The following is a 22,512-nucleotide window of genomic DNA, read 5'->3' on the forward strand; positions in this document are numbered from 1 at the left end:
CAAGACTCCTCCAACGAGCTCGTAATCCTTTGTCTCCCAATGATCATGCTCAGATGTGGTAGTCGTACCACTTGAGGTAACCGCCGCCGTCCACGCGCAGCTGCATTCCGGTCACGAAGCGCGCCTCGTCGGAGGCCAGCCATAACACGGCGTTGCTGATGTCGAGGGGCTCGATGAACCGAATGGGCATGGCCTGCTGAACGGCGAACAGCGGCTCGGAGTCCTCCCGGGTTGGATTCTCCAGGTCAGGCCGGAACGCGCGATACATCGGTTCGCTCTGGAGCATGTCGGTGTTGCAGTTGGTCGGGTGGATGACGTTGGCCCGGATTCCCCGCGGTGCCAACTCGGTAGCCAGATCGTGCACGAACTGGGACAGCAGCCGCTTGGACGTGATGTACGCCATGCCCCCGGTATCTGCGCCGGGATTGTCGTTCTTGGAAGTGTCCATCAGTGCCGCGGTGGATCCGGTGGCGACGATCGAGGCGCCCTCGGTCAGATGGGGCAGTGCGGTGTGGATGGCGTTGATCGTTCCGATCAGATTCGTCTCGATTGTGTCCCGCCAGGCCTGCAGCGGCGGGTTGCCGAACATACCGGCGACCCCTGCCTGGGCGACGACGATGTCGAGGCGGGAGAACTGGTCGAGGCCTCGCTGGACTGCCTGGGCCAGTTGGGCTCCGTCACGGACGTCAGCCTGTGCGGCGACCACCCGGCGGCCTGTCTTCTCGATCAGATCCGCGGTTTCCTCGAGATCCTCGGGCCTGGCCATCGGGTAACCGATGGAGTCGAAATCGGAGCACACGTCAACAGCAATAATGTCGGCGCCTTCCTCGGCCAGTCGCAGCGCGTGACTGCGGCCCTGCCCTCGACCTGCACCGGTGACAAAGGCGACCTTGCCTTGAACCCGTCCCATCAACGTCCTTCCTCCTTCACAGTGAGCGTGTGCCCTAATCCCGAATCTGGTAGCGGAGAGAACGTCCCCTCGGCGTCGGGCGCGCGACTCCACTTCCCGTTCCACCGTTGGCGGCATTGCCCGATGCAGGGTATGTCGAACACCTAACCTGAGACAGACGACCGAGTCAACTATTTAGCTTGAGTTATTGGTTGCCATATGTATGATTCGCCGGTGAGTGAGAACGGCGTTTCTCGAACTGATCTCGGGAGGTTTCATGCCCACTAAAGACGCGACCGTGACCGCGGTGAGTGGCGGGCAGACGAAGGGCGACGATGTGGCTGGCGCGCATGTTGATCGGCACATGCTGATCGACGGTGAGCTCGTGGGCGGGACGTCTTCCTTCCCGTCGATCAACCCGGCGAACGGGGAGGTTGTTGGTTACGCACCCGATGGCACGATCGCTGATGCCGAGCGCGCGATCGCGGCAGCCCGCCGCACGTTCGATACCACCGACTGGGCGACGAACGTCGAGCTACGCATTCGGTGCCTGGAGCAACTCCATGCGGCACTGGTGGAACACAGCGAGGAGCTTCGAGAGCTGACAATCGCGGAGGTCGGTGCCGCGCGCTCCGCGACGGAAGGAGCACACCTCGATGCGCCGGTCGCGATCGCCGGATACTACGCCGAACTGCTCAAGACCTACCCGATGTCGGAAGATCTCGACGATCTCGAGTACATGGGTATGCGAAACCGGCGCTGGGTGGAGAAGGAGCCCGCCGGTGTCGTCGCGGCGATCATCGCCTACAACTACCCGACTCAGCTGGCGCTGGCCAAGGTGATTCCCGCCTTGGCAGCCGGGTGCACCGTCGTGCTCAAGGGTGCCCCGGACACTCCGTTGATCACCCTGGCGCTGGGGGAGATCATCGCCAAATACACTGACATCCCGGCCGGGGTCGTCAATGTCATCAGCTCGACGAATCCCGAGGTCGGTGCGGTGCTCACCACCAGTCCCGACATCGACATGGTCACGTTCACCGGATCGACGGCCACCGGTCGCAAGATCATGGCGGCCGCCAGCGACACTATCAAGAAGGTTTTCCTGGAATTGGGTGGCAAGTCGGCGATGATCGTGCTCGACGACGCAGACTTCGCGATGGCGGCGATGATGGCGGCCTTCATGATCACCTCGCATGCCGGCCAGGGCTGCGCCCTGACATCCCGGATGCTCGTGCCCCGGGAACGCCACGACGAAATCGTCGAGCTCGTCAAACAGAACCTGGCGATGGTGGTCTGTGGCGACCCGGCCGATCCGGCCACCTACATGGGCCCGCTGATCAGCGAACGGCAACGGGACAAGGTCGACGCCATGGTCAAACGCGCCACCGAGGCCGGCGCGACCCTGGTCATGGGCGGGAAGGCCATTGAAGGTCCCGGCTATTTCTATGAGGCCACCCTGTTGACCGACGTGAACCCCGACAGCGAGATCGCTCAAGAAGAGGTGTTCGGGCCGGTCCTGACGGTGATCCCCTACGACGACGAGGATGACGCGGTGTCGATTGCCAACAACTCGATCTTCGGATTGTCAGGCGCCGTACTCGGAGCTCACGACCGTGCCGTCGCGGTGGCGCGACGGGTACGCACCGGCACGTTCAGCATCAACGGGGGTAACTACTCCGCTCCGGACAGCCCCTTCGGAGGATACAAACAGTCCGGAATCGGGCGCGAGATGGGCGTTTCCGGTTTGGAAGAGTTCTTGGAGCGCAAGACGTTTGCCGCGGTTGTTGGATGAAGCCGCTGGAGGGTTTCCGCGTTCTCGAGGTCGCGATGTATGGCTTCGTGCCAGCCTGCGGTGCGGTGCTCCGCGAGTGGGGGGCCGAGGTGATCAAGGTCGAACACGCCGTTGCCGGCGACCCGCAGCGGGGGCTGCGGCAGACCGGGGCTTTGGTGGTCACCGACGACCCCAATCCCAATTTCGAGAATGCGAATCGAGGTAAGCGAAGCCTGGGCTTGGACATGTCGGTACCGGAGGGCCGGGAAGTCCTCTACGAATTGGTCCGCTGTTGCGATGTGTTCGTCACCAGTTTTCTGCCGGCCGCACGCGCGAAGTTCGGCATCGATGTAGACGACATCCGCGCGGTCAACCCGAACATCATCTACGCCCGCGGCAGTGCCCTCGGTCCGCGCGGCCCCGAGGCCGACAAGGGTGGTTACGACCTGACGGCCTTCTGGTGCCGGGCGGGAGCGGCGGCAACGGTCACACCGCCGGGTTTCGGCGGAACGGTGTCGCTGCCGGGTCCGGCATTCGGCGACACCATCTCGGGCACGAACCTGGCCGGCGGGATCACCGCTGCGCTCCTCAAACGCGAGCGCACCGGGGAGCCATCGGTCGTCGATGTCTCCTTGCTGAGCAGCGGGACCTGGGCGATGGGGCACACCATCGCGCTGACTAACCATTTAGGCCAGCTCCTGGTGCAGCCCCCACCGGGCTCGGGCGGCTCGCCGGTGAACCCTCTGGTGGGCATGTACGTGACCGCCGATGACCGCTACATCTCGTTCGTGATGATGCAGCCGACCAAGTTCTGGGCCGACGTGTGCCGCCACATGGAACTCGACGAACTGATCGATGATCCAAGGTTCACCAGTGCTGAGACTATCGGGGCCAACACGCCCGAAGCGGTGCGGATCCTGTCGGAGACGATGGCCAAACGTACGCTCGCGGAGTGGACCGAACGGTTCGCGACACTCGCCGGACCGTGGGCACCGGTACAGGACACCCTGCAGGTCGCTGAGGATGCGCAAGTGCGCGCCAACGAGTACCTGATCCATGCCGGGGAACTCGACCTGATCGCCAATCCGGTCCAATTCGACCTGACCGCGCCGCAGGCTGGACCTGCTCCAGGATTCGCCGAGCAGACCGACGAAATTCTGGAAGAACTCGGCTTCGACTGGGACCGGATCATCGAACTCAAGACGTCGGGTGCCGTCACGTAGACTCGACGCGTCTTCAGCGGCCAGGCTTCGTCGGCGGAACTCGCTGTGTGCGTTGGACTGTGCGGTTACTCTCTGCCTTGAGTGATTGCACTGCCAGGAGATCTCATGACCGAATTCGACTCATTGGCGTTGTTCTCCGATCAGGAGCTTGCTCGTCGATCCATACCTGCCCAGGTGTGCCGTTGGCGCGGGCTGAAGGCTATATCAGCCTGGAACACATCTTGGGGCGGATGGCCGATATCAGGATCGCCGAAGCCGAACACGGTCCGGCCGGTCAGCGCCGCTATCGTTATGAGCCGATGTTCATCATGCGCGGCCTGAAAAGACTTCACATCGAATTCGACCCAATCAGAGCATGATCGGCCACATGACAAACGATCATCTGGACTGCGGAGTGTGACGTGGCAGATGAGCGGCTCACCCGTATCGACGCGCTCCTCGAGCGCCAGGACATCGTGGACTGCCTGACCCGATTCAGCCGCGGAATGGACCGTTTCGACCGACAACTGGTTCTCTCCGCATTCCATGCCGATGCCGTGATCGCTGCCGGCGACTTCGTCGGGGGACCGGTGGAACTGTGCGAATGGGCCTTCCGCATGCACTCGGAAGCCCAGATCGCCACTCAACACAATCTGCTCAACAACACCTGCGAGGTCGACGGGGATGTTGCGCATTGCGAGACCTACTATCTGTTCGCGGCGCGAAATCGTGACCACACCAATTGGCTCGCCGGAGGTCGCTATTTCGACCGCATGGAACGGCGTGCCGGGTCCTGGCGGATCGCCGTGCGAACCAATGCCATCGAATGGTCGGGCATAGTGCCGACGATGCCCATCCCGTTCGCCGCTGTCCCTGACATCCACAGCAACGGCGCCCCCTCGCGCGACCGTTCCGATCCGTCGTATCAACGCCCGCTGGTCAATCGACGAGCCCTGCACAATCCGCTGGCCGACGCGTAAAGGCAGATTGCGAGAGTTCGCCCGATTCGCCACACCCCCCGGTCGAGGCGATAGACGGTTGAAGATCCGCAGGTTTCCTTGCCGGCCCGCAGCTCGAGTATAGGGGGATCGTGCTGTCTTAGCTGTGATTTGGCACAGGTTTTCAAAAATAGTTGACTCTGTCGTTTGTCTGCGGTTAGCTTGCCGCAGTCACGCCGATCGGACGAGGGAGAGTTGCTGGTAATGCCCCGAGATGGTGTGCGTCCGCTGGTCGGCGTGGTGACCGTAGCCATCATCATGGGGATTGTGGTGGTGGCCGCGAATTTGTTTCGTGGCAGCTATACGGAGACGGTTCCGTTGACCGTTGTGACACCGCGTGCCGGGCTGATGATGTATCCCGGTGCCAAGGTGCAGATGCGCGGCGTTCAGGTCGGCAAGGTCGCCTCGATCGAGTCGCTGTCGGGCGGCGGCGCCGTCCTTCACCTCGCAATAGATCCTTCCCAGCTGGACCTGATTCCCGCCAACGTGGGGGCGGATATCGCCTCCAGCACGGTCTTCGGGGCCAAATCCGTTCAGTTGGTGCCGCCGGCAGATCCGTCGCAGGAGAGCATCCATGCTGGACAGGTTCTCCAGGGTGAGCACGTCACCGTTGAGATCAACACCATCTTTGAACATCTCACCTCGGTGCTGGCCAAGATCGATCCCGTGAAGCTCAATGAGTCGCTGGGTGCGATAGCCACGGCGTTCGACGGACGCGGCCAACGACTCGGGCAGTCCCTTGATGATCTGAATACTTATCTCGCTAAATTGGACCCGAGCCTGCCTAATCTCCGCCACGACATCGCTGCTGCACCGGCGGTGGCGAGTGCGTACGCGGATGCGGCACCTGATCTGATTCGGATCGTGGACAACACTTCTCGTCTGGGCCAGAGCGTCGTCGAGGAGCAACAGAACCTCGATGCTTTTCTGGTCAACATGACCGGTCTTGCCGACGTCGGAAACGATGTGATCGGTGGCAATCGGCAGGCATTGACCGATGTGGTGCACCTGCTCGTCCCGACCACGGACCTCGCCAACAGGTACAACGAAGGACTGTGGTGCAGTCTGGCCGGCCTACTGCCGCTGGCGCATACCCCGCCGAGTCCGCTGCCCTCGGTTGTCGTTTCGGTGAATTTCACGGCCGGCGTCGAGCGGTATCGGTATCCGCAGGATTTGCCGAAGGTGGCGGCGACGGGTGGGCCGCACTGTCAGGACATGGGTCTGCCGAATATCCCGTTCGAATCGCGTCCAAAATTCTTGGTCACTGACATCGGTAACAATCCGTGGGCGTACGGGAACCAAGGCGTGATCCTCAATTCGGATGGGCTCAAGCAGTTCCTGTTCGGGCCCATCGACGGTCCGCCCCGCAACACCACTCAGTTCGGTCAGCCCGGATGACGCGTTTGAACAGCTCGGCCAGAAACTTTCTGATCTTCGGCGTCGTGATGGCGCTGTTGACTGGTGTCCTCTTCATGACGTTCAGTCAGTACCGTTCAGGTTCGACGAACGGGTATTCGGCGGTATTCGTCGACGCGTCACGAATCAAGACTGGGGATACGGTCCGGGTTGCCGGGATCAGGGTCGGTACAGTGCAGAACGTCAAGCTGCGGGCGGACAACACTGTCGAGGTTTCGTTCGGCGTCGATCCCAAGGTCATGGTCACGGCCGGGACCAAGGTCGCGGTCCGTTATCTCAATCTCGTCGGTGATCGCTATCTGGCGCTGGTTGACGGGCCGGGATCGCCTCAGCGGCTACCCGTCGGATCCCAGATTCCCGCTGATCGCACCGTGCCCGCGCTGGATCTGGATCTATTGTTGGGTGGTCTCAAACCTGTTGTTCAGGGCCTTAATCCGACGGATGTCAACTCGCTGACCGCTGCGCTGCTTCGTGTTCTGCAGGGCCAGGGTGGGGCGCTTCAGTCGCTGTTGTCGGAATCGTCGTCGTTCACCGATTCGCTGGCCGACAACAGTCAGGTGGTTCAGGAGTTGATCGACAACTTGCGCACCACGTTGGTGACCCTGGCCAAGGACGGCGAGAAGGTCAGTGCCTCGGTCGACAAGCTCGATCGGCTAGTGAGTGTCCTGTCGCGAGACCGCGAGTCCACCGGTGCGGCTATCGACGCGCTGGACAGGGGTACGGCATCACTGGCCGATCTGTTGACAGATGCGCGTCCACCACTGGCCGAGACGGTCAATCAACTCAATCGTGTCGCGCCCCTGCTGGATCAGGACAAAGATCGTTTGGACGCTGCTCTGCAACGTGCGCCGGGAAACTATCGCAAACTTGCCCGGATGGGCTCGTATGGCAGCTTCGTGCAGTTCTACCTGTGTGGCTTGTCGGTTCGGGTCACTGATCTTCAGGGGCGTACTGCGGAATTCCCTTGGATCAAGCAGGATTTGGGAAGGTGTAGTGACTCCTGATGCTGAAGTATCGCGGGGGACACTTAGTCAGGGCAGGCGTGATTGGCGCGGTTCTCGTCATCTTGGTGATCTTGGTCGGTCTCTCGCCGCAGCAGATCACGTCCTGGGGCAATTCGGTTCGCTACCAAGCGCTGTTCACTGAGGCCGCCGGACTGGACGTCGACAACGATGTCACTTTGTCTGGTATGAAGGTCGGCTCGGTGCGTTCGATCGCGCTCGACCGCGGGAAGGCGTTGGTCACCTTTTCGATCGTCGGAACCGTGCGACTGGGCTCGGACACCACCGCGCACATACGCACCGGATCCCTACTGGGCAAGCGGGTTCTGACCCTCGAGTCGGCGGGTGCCGGCACAATGCACCCGCTTTCGGTCATTCCGCTCACGAGGACGTCGGCGCCATACTCGTTGACCGATGCGATGAATGATCTGACGACCAACGTCGCGGGCACGGACACGAAGTCGCTGAACGCGTCCCTGGATACGTTGTCGCAGACACTTGACCAGATCGCGCCGGAACTCGGTCCGACCTTCGACGGCCTGACCCGGTTGTCGCGCGCGATAAACGGTCGCAACGAGCAACTGAGCGAACTACTCAAGAGCGCCAGTGACGTGACGGGCATTCTCTCCGACCGCAGCCAGGAGATCAACCGGTTGATTCTCAACGCCAACGATCTGGTCGGGGTGTTCAACGACCGCCGCAGGGCGATCGTTGAATTGCTGGCCAACATCTCGGCGGTGTCAAAGCAGCTGTCCGGTGTGGTACTCGACAACGAGCAGAAATTGGCACCGGCTCTACGGCGTCTGAACTCAGTGACGGCGATGCTGGAAAAGAATCGTGACAATCTGGACAAGGCCCTTCCCGGATTGGCGAAGTACATGCGTACCCAGGGCGAGGTCGTCTCCAGTGGCGCGAACTACTACGCCTTCGTGCCCAATATCGGTATGCCCGAAATGATGCAGCCCTTCATCGACTATGCGTTCGGCTTCCGGCGCGGAGTCGACGCTGGCCAACCACCTGATAACGCCGGTCCGCGTGCTGAATTCCCGTTCCCGTACAACGCGATACCGCAGTCTAATGAACGATGGGGCCAACCATGAGCCGACGTCGCGCCCTCACCAGCACTGCTGTGCTGCTGGCCATTCTTCTCGTCGCGGGCGTGGTCGTGCTGGTCCGGCAGGTCGTGCTGCGTCCCATGACGATCAATGCCTACTTCACCAGCACGGCCGGTATCTACCCGGGCGATGACGTCCGGGTAGCCGGGATCAAGGTCGGCAGCATCGACTCGATTGAACCCATGGGCACACGAAGCAGGGTGACCATGCAGGTCGATCACGGTGTTCCCATCCCGGCAGACGCTCGTGCCATCCTGGTGGCCCCGAATCTAGTCGCCGCCCGCTATGTGCAACTCGCTCCGGCCTATGAGGACAGCGGGCCCAAGATGGCCGATGGCGCCGACATCCCGAACGATCGCACCGCGGTTCCCGTCGAGTGGGACGACGTGAAGACGCAACTCATGCGACTGGCGACCGAGCTGGGACCCGGCACCGATCTGTCCACTTCGTCAGTCGGCCGGTTCATCGACAGCGCGGCCAACGCGATGGGCGGCAACGGGGACAAGCTGCGCGAGACGATCAGCCAGTTGGCCGGAGTGGGACGAATCCTGGCCGACGGCAGCGGCAATATCGTCGACACGATCCGAAATCTGCAGGCGTTCGTCAGTGCACTTCGTGACAGCGGCGAGCAAATAGTGACGTTCCAAGGCCGGTTGGCCACGCTGAGCGAAATGCTCGATGACAACCGGTCCGATTTGGATGCTGCGCTGACGGATCTGTCTGTCGCCGTCGGCGATATCCAAGACTTCGTCGCCGGCGCCCGCGATGCGACGTCCGAGCAGGTTCAACGGTTGGCGAACGTGACTCAGATCTTGGTGGACAAAAAGATGGTGCTGAAGAACATTCTTCATACCGCGCCGAACGCCTTCGCCAACGGCTACAACATCTACAACCCCGACACCGGCGCTGTCTCGGGTCAGTTCGTGTTCAACAACTTTACGAACCCGGTGCAGTTCATCTGTTCGGCCATCGGTGGCCTGGAGAACGTCACCGCACCGGAGTCGGCGAAGTTGTGCGCTCAGTATCTGGGCCCCGCACTGAAGTTGCTCAACTTCAACTTCCAGCCGCTCAATTTCAATCCCTATCTGCGGAAGTCGGCGAGTCCGGAGAACATCATCTATTCGGACCCGAAACTGGCTCCGGGCGGTTCTGGCGCGGCGCCGGTGCCGCCTGAAGAAGGGCCGGCCGTATCGGCCTACACGGGAATGGGTGACGTGCCGCCGCCTCCCGGGTACGGAGCGCCGCCCGCCATCGGGCCAGGCCCGACCGCGCCGGATCACCTGCCGGCGGCTCCGTCGCCAGCCCTGTATCCGGGAGCACCGGCGCCCGGACCGTCGACCGTATCGGGGATGCTGTTGCCGGCAGAAGGGCCGACGCCGTGAGGCGGGCGCGGCCTCGCATCGGGCGAAGGTTGATCGTGATCGGCGGCATCGGGATGGTCGTTGTGTCCGGATGTTCATTCCAGGGCTGGAACTCGTTGCCGCTGCCGGGAGCCGTCGGCCGTGGACACGGTGCCAGTGTGTATCACGTCGAGGTCAACGATGTGGGTACCCTTGAATCGAATTCACCGGTGATGGTCAACAATGTGGTCGTCGGCAGTGTGGGCGACATGACGGTGAATGGCTGGCACGCTGACGTCGAGGTCTCGGTGAAGCCGGGGGTTGTGGTCCCCGCCAACGCGGTCGCCACGGTGGGTCAGACCAGCTTGCTCGGCTCCATGCACCTGTCGCTGGATCCGCCTGTTGGACAACAACCCACCGGCCGGCTCCAACCGGGGGCGACCGTTCCGTTGGACCGGTCCTCGACGTATCCCTCGACGGAGCGCACCCTTTCGTCGTTGTCGGCCGTCGTCAACGGCGGTGGTCTGGGCCAGATCGGCGACGTGATCCACAACTTCAACGCAGCCCTGGCCGGACACCAAGATGCGATCCGAGAGCTTCTCGGCCGACTCGATAGGTTCGTCGGGATGCTGAACGACCAGCGAGATGACATCATCGCCACGATTCGGGACCTGAATCGGTTCGCGGGAACACTTGCGAACCAACGCGATGTGATTTCGACAGCGCTGCAGCGAATCCCGCCGGCCTTGGATGTCCTGATCCGTGAGGAACCTCGCCTGACGACGACGCTCGACAGGCTCCGCACCTTCAGTGACACAGCGAACCAACTTGTCGGTGACACGAAAGTCGATCTTGTGCGCAATCTGCAGAACCTGGGCCCGACGATCCGTGCGCTGGCCGATGTAGGTCCCGAACTCGATACCGCACTCGCGTACGCCCTGACGTTTCCCTACACCCAGGGCCTTATCGACCGCGCTATCCGCGGGGACTACATGAATCTGAGCGCCGTCATCGATCTGACCATTCCCCGCCTCAAGCGAACGCTGTTTCTCGGCACCCGCTGGGGTCAAGAGGGCGCAAAACTGGTACCGGCACCCGGCGATCCGTGGTACCTGAACTACACCTATGAACCGCTCAACGTCGGCATCGCCCCTGCGGTCCCAACCCCCGATGCGGCGCCCGGGACACCAGCAGCTAGGCCCATGGTCACGACCAGCGAGCCGGTTCTCCCGATTGCGCCACCACCTTTCACGCAGCAAGGACCGCCGCCGCCAGCCGATTCATCGCAGTCCATCTTCGCCGGGCCATACCCCGCCGACGCCGTTCAGGGAGGCGGCCGCTGATGTTGACGCGATTCATCCGGATTCAGCTGGTCATCTTCGCTGTCATCTCTGTCGTCGGTCTCGCCACCATGGTCATCGTCTACCTTCAGGCCCCTACCTTGTTGGGAATCGGTCGCATCACCGTCAAGCTTGAACTGCCAGCCAGTGGGGGGCTGTATCGCTTCAGCAACGTGACGTATCGCGGTACCGAGGTCGGCAAGGTGACCGGGGTCAAGCTCACGCGCACCGGCGCGGAGGCGACCATGTCGTTGGCGTCCCAGCCCAAGATCCCCGCGGACTTGCGCGCCAACGTCCGCAGTGTCTCGGCGGTAGGGGAGCAGTACATCGACCTGCTTCCACGTGTGGACTCCGGACCGTATCTCGTCGAGGGGTCGATTATCCCGGTGGGCGCCACCACTATTCCTCAGCAGGTTGGTCCCCTGCTCGACCGGGTGGACAAATTGGTCAACACGATTCCCAAAGACAAGCTCAGCGACCTCCTCGACGAGTCCTTCAAGGCGTTCAACGGCGCCGGCTACGACATCGGCTCGCTGCTCGACTCGTCGGCGACGATCACTCATGACATGAACGGTGTCGTGGACCCGACTCGACGACTCATCGACGACGGTGTGCCCTTGCTGGACGCACAGGCGAATTCCGCAGATGCACTACGTGTTTGGACGCGAAGCCTCGCGGGGGTGAGTGAACAGCTCGTGCAGAACGATCCGCAGATTCGCACCCTGCTCAGCAGGGGAGTTCCTGCCGCTCAGGAAGTTTCACAGCTGCTTAGCCAAGTGAAGCCGACCCTGCCGGTACTGTTGGCCAATCTGACCACTATCGGTCAGATCGCGGTCACCTATAACGCCGGACTCGAGCAGCTCCTGGTGTTGTTCCCGCCTTACGTGGCAAGCACGCAGTCGCAGAGTTTGATCAATAATCCAACGGGTTTGCCGTTGGGTGACTTCGCGATGGCAATGGGCGATCCGCCACCGTGCACCGTGGGGTATCTGCCGCCATCCGCATGGCGGTCGCCCAATGACACCGCCGATATCGACACCCCAGACGGTCTGTACTGCAAGCTACCTCAGGATTCGCCAAGCGCAGTTCGTGGTGCTCGCAACTACCCCTGCGCCGGCAAGCCTGGAAAGCGGGCACCCACAGTCGAAATCTGCGAAAGCGACAAACCGTACGAACCACTGGCAATGCGACAGCATGTCACCGGCCCATATCCCATTGATCCCAATCTCGTGTCACAGGGCATCCCTCCTGACAATCGGGTGACCGACAATGAGCACATTTTCGGTCCGCTCGAGGGCACTCCCCGGCCTGGTGATGCCGTACCCCCACCGGAACCGGGACCGCTTCCGCCGACCCCGGCCGATGCCGAACCGCCTGGGCCCGTGCAGAATCCGCCGGCACAACCGGGGAGTGGCGGGGATCCCGGTGCGGCCCGGGCAGCCCCCAGCGCATTCACCCCGGGAGCCCAGGAACACCCGACCGTCGTCATCGCGCAGTACAACCCACGGACCGGCCGGTACATGAACGATGGTCAGCTCTACCAGCAAGCAGATTTGGTGGAGGGCGCTATCCCGAAGTCGTGGAAGGACATGATGCCGATCTGAAGTCGCTCCCGTCGGCCGGCGTCGCTGCGCTCAACTGAGGATCGGGAAATTGGGCCGACCTACGTTACCCACCATGAATATTTGGCATTTGGAAGGAGATCACACCGATGAACAGGCTGCCGTACCCATTGTTCGACGCCGACAATCATCTGTACGAGACGCGAGACTCGCTGACGCAATTCCTGCCCAAGGTGTACAAGGACGTCATCAAGTATGTGGAAGTCGATGGCCGTACGAAGATTGCGATTCGCGGTCAGATCAGTGACTACATCCCGAATCCGACATTCGATGTCGTGGCCCGGCCGGGTGCGATGGAGGAGTATTTCAAGCACGGAAACCCAGAGGGCAAGAGCCGCCGCGAAATCTTCGGCGAGCCGATGAAGGCCCTGTCGGCGTTTCGCGAGCCGGGCCCGCGGCTGGAACTGATGAACGAACTCGGTGTCGACCGCACGCTCATGTTCCCGACGCTGGCCAGCCTGATCGAGGAGCGAATGCGCGATGATCCGGCACTCATCCACATCGTGGTGCATGCGTTGAATCAGTGGCTCGACGAGGTGTGGGGCTTCAACAACCAGGGTCGGATCTTCACGACTCCGGTGATTAGCCTGCCGATCGTGGAGAAAGCCATCGAAGAGTTGGACTGGGTAGTCTCCCGTGGAGCCCGGGCGATCCTGGTGCGCCCTGCGCCCGTGCCCGGTTACCGCGGACCGCGTTCGTTCGCGCTGCCCGAGTTCGATCCGTTCTGGCAGCGCTGCGTCGACCACGATGTGCTGGTGGCCATGCACGTCTCGGACAGCGGCTATTCCCGCTACAACGCCGAATGGGACGGTGCCGACCGGGAGATGCTGCCGTTCAAGACCAACGCCTTCTACATGGTCAATGAGTGGCGCCCGATCCAGGACGCGGTCTACTCGTGGGTGATTCACGGTGCGTTGTACCGGGTTCCACAGCTCAAGGTCGCTATCGCCGAGGCGGGTTGTTCATGGCTCTTCCCGCTGATGGACACCCTGGCTGACGTGTACAAGAAGACGCCGGAGAGCTTCCCCGGCGGCAGTCCCGTCGAAGAGATCAAGAACCGCATCTACATCAGCCCGTTCCCTGAAGAAGGCGTGACGGACTTGATCAACACCATGGGTGTGGACAACGTGCTCTTCGGCTCGGACTATCCGCATCCGGAGGGTCTGGCTCGGCCGGCCGACTACGCGAATGCGTTGGGAAGCCTCAGCATCGACGATCAAGCCAAGATCATGGGAGGAAATCTTTCCCGGTTGATCACTGTTTGAGACAACCTGCTCGCACTGTTGTGGCACACGGCCGCCGGCTGTTTGGGTCGGCGGCCGTATCTTGCTGAAGCAAGTCTGATTGCCCGGTGTCCTCGTGGTCCTTGCCTGCGGTCTTTGGCTTGGGTATGGTCCCGGTTAGGCATTCGACTAAATACTCGGGTCGCGACGATGTTCGCTATCCGGCCAACCGAATGTGCCGACCGAATCGTTGGCTGAAGTGAACGGGATGGGGTGATCATGACCGTCGATACCCAGAGCGCCGGTGTTGCCACGGGTGCGCAGGATCGACCGCTCGTTGTCGGTATCGGTGGAACGTTGCGCCAAGACTCGTCTACTGAGCGTGCCCTGCGGCACTGCCTGGAGCAGGTGGAACGCCAGGGTGGACGAACCATGCTGTTCTGTGGTGCCGACCTGGACCTGCCGATGTACGGACCGCACGAGCTGGAACGCGCCCCGAAGGCCGCTGCTCTGGTGGATGCCCTCAGGCAAGCTGATGCCGTCATCGTCGCTTCACCCGGCTACCACGGTGCGGTGTCGGGGTTGGTCAAGAATGCGCTGGATTATTTCGAAGATCTCCGTGGCGACCCACGTGCCTACCTCGACAACACTCCTTGGGGCTGCATCAGTTGCGCCTATGGCTGGCAGGCGGCAGTGGGCACGCTCAGTCAGCTACGCGTGATCGGACACGCCCTTCGCGCCTGGCCCACTCCGCTTGGTGTGGCGATCAACTCGGCGGACCCGATTTGGGACGACAAGGGGCAGCTGGCCGATTCGGGCGTACGAACGCAGCTGGAGTTGCTTGCCACCCAGGTGTTGTCGTTCGCCTCTTCGGCCGAGCTTCCGACGTGACGGTACCGACGAGCAATGACCTGCTGGCCGGCGTCTCAGACGCAGTCGATGCTCTTCGTCGCGGGCAGATGGTCATCGTCGTCGATGACGCAGACCGCGAGAACGAAGGTGATTTCGTCCTGGCGGCTGACTTCGTCTCACCTCAGGCCGTCAATTTCATGGCGACCCAAGGCCGGGGTCTGATCTGTGTTCCCATGCTGACCGAAAGGTTGGATGCTCTCGATATACCACCCGCGGTGGCCAACAACACAGACTCCCACCAGACTGCCTTCAGGGTGTCGGTGGACCATGCGAGGCTGACCACGACGGGAATATCGGCGAAGGACCGAGCGCACACTATTCGCGCGCTAGCTGATCCGAATAGCAAACCAACGGATTTCACCCGTCCCGGACACGTATTCCCACTCGGTTACCGCCACGGCGGTGTCCTGAGGCGGCCGGGGCACACTGAGGCGGCCGTAGACCTCACCGTACTTGCCGGGCTTACGCCGGCCGGAGTTATTTGCGAAATCTGCAGCGCTGATGGCGAAATGGCCCGCCTGCCGGAATTGATGGAAATCGGCCGCAGGCATGGCCTCCCTGTTCTCAGAATCGCCGACCTGGTTGCCTACCGGCAGCGCGAGTTGTCCCGGGTTACCCGGGTAACTGAGGCGCGCCTTCCGTTGGCGGCCGGCGTCTTCCGTGCCATCGGCTTCGTGGACGGCGGGGGCCGCGAACATATCGCTCTGGTCAAGGGCCAAGCCGATTCAGGTCCCGTCCCACTGGTCAGTGTGTACGCCGAGAACCTGGTGGGCGATGTGTTCGGCTTGGGTCGAGTGGGTTTGGAGTCCATGCTCCAACGGATCGCTGACAACGGCAATGGAGCTCTTATCTACTTGCGCACTGCGAAGAGTGCCGCCGTGTCGCTGTCGACCTGTGTACCACCATCTCCGGCCTATGACGAATGCATCGCTCAGGAGATCCTCGCCGATTTGGGGATTCGACACTTTCGCCGAATAGCCATCACGACGCTCGGCAAGCACACCGAACACCCGCAATCCGCATAAGACCAACTAAGCCGGCCGCACTCAGAAAGGTTGACATGCAGGAATACGACATCGTGGTCATCGGTGCCGGACACAATGGGCTGGTTGCAGCAAACTATCTGCGTGACGCGGGCTTCAGCGTGGTGGTCATCGAATCGAACGAACGCATCGGCGGCATGACGTCGACCAGCGCGCCGATCGCATCTGCTCCCGATCACCAGATCAACAACTTCTCGATCGACTCGTTCTTCTGGGACTCCTTTCCTCCTTCTCGTGATCTGCAGTTGCATCGGTACGGACTGCGAATGGTCGAATTCAATCCGGGCCATCTCTACCTCCATCCAGACGGCGGATCGATTGCCTTCTTCAAGGACCCGGCCCGTACTGCCGACGATATCCGGCGGTTCTCGATCCGCGATGCTCGCGCCTATCTGGAGTTCGTCCCGGCGGCCCAGGCCTTCGCCGAACTGGCGATGCAGATGGGCAAGACCAATCCCACCAGACCGGATATGGCCACCTTGGCCGACACTGTGCGCCGCGCCTTCGGGCTCCGGCACGAGCTCGGTGAGCTCGCACCCCTTGCGCTGAATTCCATCTCGGACACGATCGCCGAACGCTTCGGTCATCAGGTGGTCCGCGATGCTCTGCACGCCTCGTCGGGGTCGACGATCCCCAACGACATCAGTGGGACCGGGGTGGCATTCGTATGGATCGGAAACATGCATCGCTATGCGTGCCGTCGGGCCATCGGTGGAATCCAGGCACTTCCTGACGCATTGGCGAACCGCCTAACCAGCAAGGGCGGAGCGGTGCACACCGGAGCAGCGGTCGCGGAGGTCACCGTCGACCAGAATCGAGCCACCGGTGTGCTCCTGGTCGACGGATCGCACATCCGTGCGCGCCAAGCAGTATTGGCTACGTGCGATCCGCGGACCACGCTCGACAAGTTGCTTCCCGATGGCGTCCTGTCCGAGTCCAGCCGGGCTGCGGTGAATTCCATTCCGGTCAACAACCTCGGCTATGGACAGATGAAGGTGGACCTCGCCCTGTCGGGACGGACCACGATGAAGCGCCATCAAGCATGGCGCGAAGACGACATCGATGTGCGCAAGCCGACGCACATGATCGGCACCGAAGAAGGCATGCGTCGACTGTTCGCGCGTTCGGGGGCGGGGCTCGTGCCCGATCCCGGCGATTACCTGCTCTGGCCCGTCATCCCGACATCGCTTGATCCGAGCCAGGCCCCGGACGGCCAGGACACCGTATACCTGTACAGCTCCGTCGTGCCGTCGTCCCCAGAGGGTGGCTGGGCGGCGGCGAAAGACAAAGTCGCGCAAGGAATTGTGGAGACTGCGTCGATGTACTACGACGACCTCGATTCGCTCGAGATCGGCCGCCAGGTTCTCAACAATGAGGACATCGCTGATCTGACCCACGCTACCGCGGGCAACATCACCCATGTCGATACGGTGCTGAGCCGCTTCGGCCCCTTGCGTCCCGCGCGCGGGCTCGGCGGCTACCGGACTCCGGTGGCCGGGCTGTACATGGGAGGGGCAGGATCCCACCCGGGCGGCGGGATCAGTGGTGGCCCTGGATATGTCAGCTCTCAAACGGTGATCAAGGATCTTCACAAAGCACAAGGCCTGGGTCGGGGTGCGCAGCGTTGGACCTCACTCCAGCGCAGGCTTCGTCGCGCCTGATTGCCATAGCAGTGGCGCGATCGCGGTGCGGCCGCGCCGGATTCAACAACAACGACAACGATGTCAACGAGAGGCGGTTTGTGAATGTCTCACCAGCCCAATGCAGTCGAGGGTCAATCCTCTGGTCCGAGACGTGTGGCGATGGAATTCAAGCTCCAGCGGATTGGCGCCTGGTGCGGCCCTATCGGAATGCTCTTGTACGGGGTCAGCTATGCCGGCGTTGCGCGAATGTTTCCGCCCTTGCCGCCGACCTGGTCACCCGAACAGGTCACCGAGTTTTTCATCGACCACAAGATCTGGGTGCGGGTCGGGATCGCGGCGGCCCTGGTGTTCGCCGCCAGCATGTTCCCGTTCCTCGCGACGCTCGTCCAGCGCATCCGCCGGGCGGAGGGCCACTGGGGCATGCTGACGATGGTTCAACTGTTCTCGGCGATGATCTTCGCCCTGCCGATGATGTTCTCGTTGTTTCTGGTAGCGGTTGCCGCCTACCGTCCAGAGAGTCGGCCGCCGGAGATCATGCAGACACTCAACGACCTGTTCTGGATGTCGATCGTCGCCATCGTCGGACCGTTCATATTGCAGAACATCACGCTGGCGATCGCCTCCTTCGTCGAAACCGCAAACCCGCCGGTCTTCACGCGGTGGTATGGCTACTTCAACCTGTGGGTTGCGCTGCTGTCACTACCGGCTGGCGCACTGGTGATTTTCAACGACGGACCGCTGGCCTGGAATGGCGTCTTCGCCTTCTACCTCTCGGTCACTGCGACCTTCGTGTGGATCATCGTGACCACCCGCCTTATGCTGCGCGGCATCAATGCCGAGGAACGTGCTCTGAAGGCCGAGCAAGCCAACCTCGCGACGGCATGACGACGACCGCGACGTCGCCACCGTCCGGCACGCCGGACCGGCGGATTCCCGGTGAGCAGGGCACCTGGGTCTTTCTGTTCGGCGACATGATCGTGTTCGCGGTGTTCTTCGCGACCTTCCTCGTCGAGCGGTCCCGCGCGCCTGATGCGTTCGACATCGCGCGCCGCACGCTGCATACCGGTGTCGGGATCACCAATACCCTGGTGCTGCTGACCAGTTCGATCTTGGTCTTCGTGGCCGTCAGCGCGATTCGAGCAGGGGCGAGGCCGTTGGCCGCGCGAAGCTTGGCCGCGGCAGTCGGCTGTGGTCTGCTCTTCGTGGCGTTGAAGGTCTTCGAGTATTCGTCGCTGGCCCTGGCGGGCCACGGGCCCGGCGCTCATCATTTCTATCTTTACTACTTCATCCTCACCGGGGTCCACCTGCTACATGTTGTCGTCGGCATCTGTGTTCTCGCGTTTCTGATCACACAGGCACGTCGCCCCGAATTGAGCGCAACTCGACTGGCGATAGTCGAGGGTGGCGCGTGCTTCTGGCATCTGGTCGACCTGCTGTGGATCGTGCTGTTTCCGCTGTTGTATCTGGTGAGCTGATGACCACTCAACTGTTGCGCCAATTCCTTTGCAGTCGAGCAGGACTGAGCTGGCTGATCTTGATGGGCTTGACGCTGGTGTCCTGGGTGGTCGGAGCCGAACATGGTGTCGGTTCGTTCGCCGCGGTGGTCGTTTTGGCGATTGCCGCGGCGAAGATCCGCCTGGTCGGCCTCGATTTCATGGAGTTGCGACACGCTCCGATCCCGCTGCGCGCCGCATTCGAGGGGTATTGCGTTGTCTTGTGGGCGGTTCTGTCGGGCTTGTATCTACTGCTGTAGACGGGTGGAAGTGGTAACCGCCGAACCTCACGTGGTGCAGGCCGCGTCGAGCTCCTGGGCGACACGCTGTAAAATAGCTGACTAGGTCATATGCTGTGCGTGGTTCGGTGGCGCAAGCGGCTCCCCCGGCGGGGTGGAGCGAGTGGACCGTTGGCTGTGAGGGAACGAAGTTGGCAGATGAACAGACAGGTCGGACCAGTGTCCACCGTCGCGGCGCTTCCGTTGGCGAACAACCGGGTGGCCCTGAGGGAGGCGAAATCAGGCGTGGACGATGCAACAGAGACTCCCCGGTCCGATAGGGCCGCCTTGCCTTCCAAGGTCGACGAAGGTGCACAACCCCACGGGGTCCCGGGCCAGGGTGGAGACAACATGAGGTATCGGCTCGACGTCCTCGCCGGCAGCGTGGCCGACGTCGTCGAAGCTGCCGGTGGCTGGCTCTTCGACCGCAGGATGGCGGGGTGGGATGTGACGGTGCTTGTCCCTGAGGACGAGGATGTGCACGCGCTGCGGATTCTGGGCGTTGACATCCTTCCTGTTGGGCGTACTTGGGTGCGCTGGGAGGAACGGCCCCATGCGCAGGGACTGGCTGTCGGCGCAGACCTGTTCGAGCGGGACTCTCGGGTGCGGCAGGGCGTATTTCATGCGCTGGAGCAGGGCCTTCCCGAAGTCATCGTGTGGGGACGTGGTTGGCCTCAGGACTTGGTCTGCAATGACAACGAGGTCCGTCATGATCTCAGTGGCGCCGCGAGGATGTTCAAGTCCTATGCGGTGAATGCCGCGTCGGGTCGAGAGCCCGTTTCAGCCGACGAGGTCGAGATATTCCAATGTGGGACGATCGAGGCGCCGTCACCGTTGGTTCGCAGACGTCGCCGCCGGCGAATGCTGCGGCACGGTCAAACGGTTTGAGATTGCGCTGCCGTCACTTGCGGTAGCACGGCCGCTCGAGTGGCCGTGGGTGGAAGGGAAATCCAGGGGATGCCGGATCTGAGCGGCAAAGTCGCCGTCGTAACGGGCGCTTCACGCGGTATCGGTAAGGGGGTCGCACTGGCGCTCGGGGAACAGGGCGCCACGGTCTACGTCACCGGGCGCACGGTGAGCACGGACAGCAACGGACTGCCCGGTACGGTCGCACAGACCGCAGAGGAGGTCAACCGGCGTGGTGGTCGCGGAGTGGCTGTCCCGGTGGACCATTCCAACGACGACCAGGTTGCCGATCTTTTCGACCAAGTGAGAAGCGAGCAAGGCAGACTCGACATCCTGGTCAACAACGCCTTCGCCCTCCCGGAGGATCTCACGGTGCCGAAGCCGTTTTGGGAGAAGCCGCTGAGCAACTGGGAGATGGTCGATGTCGGCGTCCGTTCGAACTTCGTCGCCGCGTGGCATGCGGCCAAGCTGATGGTGCCGCAGCGATCGGGACTGATGGTGGCGATCTCCGGATACACCGGCGTCGCCTATACCTACGGTGTGCTTTTCGGGATGTGCAAGGCGGCCGTCGACCGGATGGCCCGGGATATGGCTGTTGAACTCCAGCCGTATAACATCGCATCCCTCTCGCTGTGGCAGGGACTCGTCTATACCGAACGGGCGCAACGCAATCTGTCGCGAAATCCCGAAATGACGAAGACTGCCGTCACCAATCCCGTTGGTGGATGTTCCCCCGAGTTTCCCGGCCGGGTGATCGCCGCCCTCGCCACCGACCCTGAACTCATGCGCCGTTCGGGCGGCACATTCATCACCGCCGAACTTGCGCCTGAGTACGGCGTCACCGATGTGGACGGCGCAGTGGTGCCGTCGATGCGCGCGGAGCGCGGGTCACCCATCTGGGATCCGATCGCGCAGCCCGAGCGAGGTTGAGGCCTGCGCAATTGGAGCCTCCCGGCTTCGGTGAGAGACCGCCGGTCTCGTGGGGTCTTGCCTGGGATGCGGGGCCTCGGTATCGTGCCGGTTAGGCGAATGACTAATTGCTGTGGTCGTGCGCCAAGGGCGTCGCGGGCGTGACGCGAATGTTTGGAAAAACTGGAGGAGATCGAACGTGTCGGTGATGGTTCCGAGCGATCTGTATTACGACCCGTTTGACCCGGTCATCGACGCGGATCCGTACCCCGTCTACCGCAGACTGCGGGAAGAAGCGCCGCTCTACTACAACGAACGCCACGATTTCTACGCGGTCAGCCGTGCCGATGACGTCGACCGGGTTCTGCTGGAAAACGAAACCTTCATCTCGGGCCGCGGCGGGATCTTGGACTTCATCCGCGCCAATCTCACGATGCCGCCAGCGATGTTCATCTTCACCGACCCGCCGAGTCACACTCGCTATCGGAAGGTCCTGCACGGCGTCTTCACTCCGCGCCGGGTCGCTGAACTCGAGCCGAAGATTCGTGCGTTCACCGCCAAAAGCCTGGACGCCGTCGTCGGGACGGGACGGTTCGACTTCATGACCGACCTTGGCACCCAAGTGCCGATGCGGACGATAGGCATGCTGCTCGGCATTCCGGAGTCCGAGCAGGACCACCATCGTCAGGACACCGACCGGGCGCTTCGCGCCGAACCGGGTGAGTTGCTGAAGCCCGCTGATGATTTCGCCGACGGGACAAAGTTCGCCGAGTACATCGACTGGCGCGCGCAGCATCCCTCCGACGACCTCATGACCGATCTGCTCAACGCCGAGCTCGAAGTGGGGGATGGGACGACCCGGCGGCTGACCCGTGAAGAGGTGCTCACCTACACGTCGCTGCTCGCCAGCGCAGGCGCCGAGACGACCGGGCATTTGATCAGCTGGAGCGGGAAGGTACTGGGCGATCATCCCGATCAGCGACGCGAACTCGTCGAGAATCCTGCGCTCATCCCCAAGGCCATCGAGGAAGTCCTGCGCCTGGAATCCCCGGCGCAGCAGTTCGCCCGCTATGTCAACAAAGACACCGAGTTCTACGGCGAGACGGTGCCGGAGGGCAGCGTCATGCTCTTCCTGCTCGGCGCCGCCAACCACGACGACCGCCGCTTCCCCGACGGTGACCGCTTCGACATCCACCGCGCCAACACCAAGCATGTGTCGTTCGGCATCGGCGCCCACTACTGCATGGGGGCGGCGCTCGCCCGGCTGGAAGGGCGCATCGCTCTTGAGGAGATCTTTAAGCGATTCCCCGAATGGGAAATCGACATCGCCAACGCCCGCATGGCCTCGTCGCCGGCGCTGCGAGGCTGGGATTCGTTGCCCGCGTTCATTCCCTGACCCGACATTGGAGAG

Annotated in this window: 20 protein-coding genes and 1 pseudogene; 20 read left to right on the top strand and 1 reads right to left on the bottom strand. The window is 62.3% G+C overall.

Translation table 11 applies throughout. The features are described 5' to 3' along the window. Nucleotides 1-49: 49 nt before the first annotated feature. Nucleotides 50-910, bottom strand: a complete 861-nt coding sequence (locus tag ORI27_RS30190; RefSeq protein WP_266000842.1) for a mycofactocin-coupled SDR family oxidoreductase — start codon at nucleotides 908-910, stop codon at nucleotides 50-52. Between the two features lie 256 nt (nucleotides 911-1,166). Between ORI27_RS30190 and ORI27_RS30195 the strand changes: the two genes are divergently transcribed. From ORI27_RS30195 to ORI27_RS30290, 20 genes and pseudogenes are all read left to right on the top strand, one after another. Next, nucleotides 1,167-2,681 carry an aldehyde dehydrogenase family protein gene (locus tag ORI27_RS30195; protein ID WP_407666485.1) on the top strand — a complete coding sequence of 505 codons (1,515 nt, stop codon included), beginning with the start codon at nucleotides 1,167-1,169 and terminating at the stop codon, nucleotides 2,679-2,681. Then, nucleotides 2,678-3,883, top strand: a complete 1,206-nt coding sequence (locus ORI27_RS30200) for a CaiB/BaiF CoA transferase family protein (RefSeq protein ID WP_266000844.1) — start codon at nucleotides 2,678-2,680, stop codon at nucleotides 3,881-3,883. Before ORI27_RS30195 ends, ORI27_RS30200 begins: the two co-directional genes overlap by 4 nt. A 158-nt stretch (nucleotides 3,884-4,041) precedes the next feature. Beyond that, nucleotides 4,042-4,242: pseudogene (locus ORI27_RS30205) on the top strand (cytochrome P450); the annotation flags it as partial. A gap of 42 nt (nucleotides 4,243-4,284) precedes the next feature. Continuing rightward, nucleotides 4,285-4,842, top strand: a complete 558-nt coding sequence (locus ORI27_RS30210; protein ID WP_266000845.1) for a nuclear transport factor 2 family protein — start codon at nucleotides 4,285-4,287, stop codon at nucleotides 4,840-4,842. 222 nt (nucleotides 4,843-5,064) lie between these two features. Continuing rightward, on the top strand, nucleotides 5,065-6,258 hold the full coding sequence (locus ORI27_RS30215; RefSeq protein WP_266000846.1) for an MCE family protein: 1,194 nt from the start codon (nucleotides 5,065-5,067) through the stop codon (nucleotides 6,256-6,258). Further along, nucleotides 6,255-7,280: an MCE family protein gene (locus ORI27_RS30220; protein ID WP_266000847.1), complete on the top strand. Its 1,026-nt coding sequence runs from the start codon at nucleotides 6,255-6,257 to the stop codon at nucleotides 7,278-7,280. Before ORI27_RS30215 ends, ORI27_RS30220 begins: the two co-directional genes overlap by 4 nt. Then, nucleotides 7,280-8,377, top strand: a complete 1,098-nt coding sequence (locus tag ORI27_RS30225; protein WP_266000848.1) for an MCE family protein — start codon at nucleotides 7,280-7,282, stop codon at nucleotides 8,375-8,377. Before ORI27_RS30220 ends, ORI27_RS30225 begins: the two co-directional genes overlap by 1 nt. Then, complete coding sequence (locus ORI27_RS30230; RefSeq protein ID WP_266000849.1) at nucleotides 8,374-9,774, top strand: MCE family protein; 1,401 nt, start codon at nucleotides 8,374-8,376, stop codon at nucleotides 9,772-9,774. The genes ORI27_RS30225 and ORI27_RS30230 overlap by 4 nt, the downstream gene beginning before the upstream one ends. A 53-nt stretch (nucleotides 9,775-9,827) precedes the next feature. Next, nucleotides 9,828-11,075: an MCE family protein gene (locus ORI27_RS30235; RefSeq protein ID WP_266000869.1), complete on the top strand. Its 1,248-nt coding sequence runs from the start codon at nucleotides 9,828-9,830 to the stop codon at nucleotides 11,073-11,075. Beyond that, on the top strand, nucleotides 11,075-12,676 hold the full coding sequence (locus ORI27_RS30240; RefSeq protein ID WP_266000850.1) for an MCE family protein: 1,602 nt from the start codon (nucleotides 11,075-11,077) through the stop codon (nucleotides 12,674-12,676). Before ORI27_RS30235 ends, ORI27_RS30240 begins: the two co-directional genes overlap by 1 nt. A 107-nt stretch (nucleotides 12,677-12,783) precedes the next feature. After that, nucleotides 12,784-13,959, top strand: a complete 1,176-nt coding sequence (locus ORI27_RS30245; RefSeq protein WP_266000851.1) for an amidohydrolase family protein — start codon at nucleotides 12,784-12,786, stop codon at nucleotides 13,957-13,959. Nucleotides 13,960-14,196: 237 nt separating this feature from the next. Further along, the gene (locus ORI27_RS30250) at nucleotides 14,197-14,808 is read left to right on the top strand and encodes an NADPH-dependent FMN reductase (protein ID WP_266000852.1); all 612 of its coding nucleotides are present in this window, start codon (nucleotides 14,197-14,199) and stop codon (nucleotides 14,806-14,808) included. Further along, nucleotides 14,805-15,854 (top strand): 3,4-dihydroxy-2-butanone-4-phosphate synthase, encoded by a 1,050-nt coding sequence (ribB, locus tag ORI27_RS30255; RefSeq protein WP_266000853.1) that lies wholly within the window; start codon nucleotides 14,805-14,807, stop codon nucleotides 15,852-15,854. The genes ORI27_RS30250 and ribB overlap by 4 nt, the downstream gene beginning before the upstream one ends. A gap of 35 nt (nucleotides 15,855-15,889) precedes the next feature. Continuing rightward, nucleotides 15,890-17,533: a phytoene desaturase family protein gene (locus tag ORI27_RS30260; protein ID WP_266000854.1), complete on the top strand. Its 1,644-nt coding sequence runs from the start codon at nucleotides 15,890-15,892 to the stop codon at nucleotides 17,531-17,533. 141 nt (nucleotides 17,534-17,674) lie between these two features. Next, nucleotides 17,675-18,400, top strand: a complete 726-nt coding sequence (locus tag ORI27_RS30265; protein WP_266000855.1) for a hypothetical protein — start codon at nucleotides 17,675-17,677, stop codon at nucleotides 18,398-18,400. Further along, the gene (locus ORI27_RS30270; RefSeq protein WP_266000856.1) at nucleotides 18,397-18,990 is read left to right on the top strand and encodes a cytochrome c oxidase subunit 3 family protein; all 594 of its coding nucleotides are present in this window, start codon (nucleotides 18,397-18,399) and stop codon (nucleotides 18,988-18,990) included. Before ORI27_RS30265 ends, ORI27_RS30270 begins: the two co-directional genes overlap by 4 nt. Beyond that, nucleotides 18,990-19,268: a cytochrome C oxidase subunit IV family protein gene (locus tag ORI27_RS30275; protein WP_266000857.1), complete on the top strand. Its 279-nt coding sequence runs from the start codon at nucleotides 18,990-18,992 to the stop codon at nucleotides 19,266-19,268. The genes ORI27_RS30270 and ORI27_RS30275 overlap by 1 nt, the downstream gene beginning before the upstream one ends. 369 nt (nucleotides 19,269-19,637) lie before the next feature. Further along, on the top strand, nucleotides 19,638-20,174 hold the full coding sequence (locus ORI27_RS30280) for a hypothetical protein (RefSeq protein WP_266000858.1): 537 nt from the start codon (nucleotides 19,638-19,640) through the stop codon (nucleotides 20,172-20,174). Between the two features lie 69 nt (nucleotides 20,175-20,243). Then, nucleotides 20,244-21,122: an SDR family NAD(P)-dependent oxidoreductase gene (locus ORI27_RS30285; protein WP_266000859.1), complete on the top strand. Its 879-nt coding sequence runs from the start codon at nucleotides 20,244-20,246 to the stop codon at nucleotides 21,120-21,122. 187 nt (nucleotides 21,123-21,309) lie between these two features. Further along, nucleotides 21,310-22,497, top strand: coding sequence for a cytochrome P450 (locus ORI27_RS30290; RefSeq protein ID WP_266000870.1), 1,188 nt, complete (start codon nucleotides 21,310-21,312; stop codon nucleotides 22,495-22,497). The last annotated feature ends 15 nt before the right edge of the window (nucleotides 22,498-22,512 follow it).

The organism is Mycobacterium pinniadriaticum (assembly GCF_026242045.1).
GTDB classification, from domain to species: Bacteria; Actinomycetota; Actinomycetes; order Mycobacteriales; family Mycobacteriaceae; genus Mycobacterium; species Mycobacterium pinniadriaticum.

Excerpts from the sequence above, each read along its gene's own strand:
- ORI27_RS30215 (WP_266000846.1), top strand. The coding sequence starts at position 5,065 with ATGCCCCGAGATGGTGTGCGTCCGCTGGTCGGCGTGGTGACCGTAGCC.
- ORI27_RS30290 (WP_266000870.1), top strand. The coding sequence starts at position 21,310 with ATGGTTCCGAGCGATCTGTATTACGACCCGTTTGACCCGGTCATCGAC.
- ORI27_RS30190 (WP_266000842.1), bottom strand. The coding sequence starts at position 910 with ATGGGACGGGTTCAAGGCAAGGTCGCCTTTGTCACCGGTGCAGGTCGA.
- ORI27_RS30230 (WP_266000849.1), top strand. The coding sequence starts at position 8,374 with ATGAGCCGACGTCGCGCCCTCACCAGCACTGCTGTGCTGCTGGCCATT.
- ORI27_RS30240 (WP_266000850.1), top strand. The coding sequence starts at position 11,075 with ATGTTGACGCGATTCATCCGGATTCAGCTGGTCATCTTCGCTGTCATC.
- ORI27_RS30250 (WP_266000852.1), top strand. The coding sequence starts at position 14,197 with ATGACCGTCGATACCCAGAGCGCCGGTGTTGCCACGGGTGCGCAGGAT.
- ORI27_RS30280 (WP_266000858.1), top strand. The coding sequence starts at position 19,638 with ATGAGGTATCGGCTCGACGTCCTCGCCGGCAGCGTGGCCGACGTCGTC.
- ORI27_RS30220 (WP_266000847.1), top strand. The coding sequence starts at position 6,255 with ATGACGCGTTTGAACAGCTCGGCCAGAAACTTTCTGATCTTCGGCGTC.
- ORI27_RS30195 (WP_407666485.1), top strand. The coding sequence starts at position 1,167 with ATGCCCACTAAAGACGCGACCGTGACCGCGGTGAGTGGCGGGCAGACG.
- ORI27_RS30245 (WP_266000851.1), top strand. The coding sequence starts at position 12,784 with ATGAACAGGCTGCCGTACCCATTGTTCGACGCCGACAATCATCTGTAC.
- ORI27_RS30235 (WP_266000869.1), top strand. The coding sequence starts at position 9,828 with ATGGTCGTTGTGTCCGGATGTTCATTCCAGGGCTGGAACTCGTTGCCG.
- ORI27_RS30285 (WP_266000859.1), top strand. The coding sequence starts at position 20,244 with ATGCCGGATCTGAGCGGCAAAGTCGCCGTCGTAACGGGCGCTTCACGC.
- ORI27_RS30260 (WP_266000854.1), top strand. The coding sequence starts at position 15,890 with ATGCAGGAATACGACATCGTGGTCATCGGTGCCGGACACAATGGGCTG.
- ORI27_RS30270 (WP_266000856.1), top strand. The coding sequence starts at position 18,397 with ATGACGACGACCGCGACGTCGCCACCGTCCGGCACGCCGGACCGGCGG.
- ORI27_RS30275 (WP_266000857.1), top strand. The coding sequence starts at position 18,990 with ATGACCACTCAACTGTTGCGCCAATTCCTTTGCAGTCGAGCAGGACTG.
- ORI27_RS30200 (WP_266000844.1), top strand. The coding sequence starts at position 2,678 with ATGAAGCCGCTGGAGGGTTTCCGCGTTCTCGAGGTCGCGATGTATGGC.
- ORI27_RS30225 (WP_266000848.1), top strand. The coding sequence starts at position 7,280 with ATGCTGAAGTATCGCGGGGGACACTTAGTCAGGGCAGGCGTGATTGGC.
- ORI27_RS30265 (WP_266000855.1), top strand. The coding sequence starts at position 17,675 with ATGGAATTCAAGCTCCAGCGGATTGGCGCCTGGTGCGGCCCTATCGGA.